Here is a 1421-nt window from a genome sequence, read left to right as displayed (position 1 = left end):
GCAAGTACGGTTTTGAATGGGAGGGGATGGAGGTGACTCCATTCTCGACCCCTTCTCGTTTACTGGCTGAAGAAATGGAATCACGAGCCGAAATTTCACCTTTAGAACCCGGTAAAACCTATGATTTGCCTACTCCATATAATACTTTTGGGGCTGGGGCGATTCTCATGCAGGCAATAGATTCCAGTGAGGAGGTTTGATGACCATGAGATTTCGCTACTCAACCACTGATTCATCCCAAAACGAATTTGAGAGTCTGCCACGAATCCCCATTATTTGGCGGCGAGAAAGTCATAGGATTGAAGCCGTGGGATTAGTTGACAGTGGTGCAACTATCAATGTCATGCCATATAATATGGGGCTACAACTAGGGGCTATTTGGGCAGACAACAAATCCATGATTCAACTAACTGGTAACTTAGGGAGCCAACCAGCACTACCTTTGTTGGCAATGGCTCAAATCGGCGATATTGCACCGATTCAGTTAGCGTTTGCCTGGACCAAAAATATTAATACACCTCTAATTCTAGGACAGACAAACTTTTTGATGGAATTTGATCTGTGTTTCTACCGTTCCCAGATGGAATTCGAGGTGAAACCTAAATCTCTGTAAGAAACCCGGTTTCTGCGACAGTTTCACCTACAAATCAGAGATTTTGCTACCAACTCTGTTTCTCAAATTTTATGTTAAAATATCCTTTTTTTTAAATACTAGAGGCAAATTATCGCTGGTCATCTTCTAAGATTTGTCAAGCAAGTTCAGCCATTTCATTTGGCGCGAGCCGCATAAATTAACACTCCAGCATCAACAAAAGTTCGGATCATGATTAGCCTGCATATCCTCCACACCGTTCCACTTTTTCTTGTTCGATTTCTTCTGGCGTTAACAAGGGGATGCCCGATTCTATAATTTCTTGGCGGATTTTTCTTAACTTTGCTCCAAGCGGAGAACTGGGTTTAGTCGGTTTAAGCCTTTGATGAATAAAGTCAATAAAAGCGAGAACTTGTTGCTGTTGTTCAGGGTCTAAACGCTGCCATTTTTCTCATAAATTTTGGGTAGTCATTTGGCTTTATTCCTGATTTTAGGCTCTGATTAATTGTAGTATAGCCTGACTTGCGATCGCCACCTCAAAACCCTAAAACGCGCCCCACCTCCTCCCCCACAGTGCCATCCTCTTTAGCGGCGAATTTTCACCCCGACAAAACCCACCCCAAAAGCGATCGCTTCGGCGTTGACCTAGGAGAGTACGATTTCTCACCTCAGAACCCCTAAAAGCGCCGTTAAAAGGCTTTCCGCCGAATCAAGGGAATCTGATATAGGCGATCGCTTCGGCGTTGACCTGGGAGAATCGAAACTTGGTTAGGGGAGCATGATTTAATCTCAAATTAGGTTAATATTTTAGGGCAATATGGTATAATAA

The 1421-nt window shown here is 43.3% G+C and carries 2 protein-coding genes; both read left to right on the top strand.

The window, feature by feature from the left end; all coding sequences use genetic code 11:
• Nucleotides 1–200: hypothetical protein (locus P5674_RS24730; RefSeq protein WP_315643251.1), on the top strand; the 200-nt coding region annotated here is incomplete at its 5' end.
• A 5-nt stretch (nt 201–205) separates the two neighbouring features.
• A complete protein-coding gene (locus P5674_RS24725; RefSeq protein WP_172973494.1) occupies nt 206–613 on the top strand; it encodes a hypothetical protein in 408 nt (135 codons plus the stop codon).
• The last annotated feature ends 808 nt before the right edge of the window (nt 614–1421 follow it).

Source organism: Limnospira sp. PMC 289.06, from assembly GCF_032350395.1.
In the GTDB taxonomy this organism is placed as follows: Bacteria; Cyanobacteriota; Cyanobacteriia; order Cyanobacteriales; family Microcoleaceae; genus Limnospira; species Limnospira platensis.
This window is presented reverse-complemented; position numbering and strand designations above follow the sequence as displayed.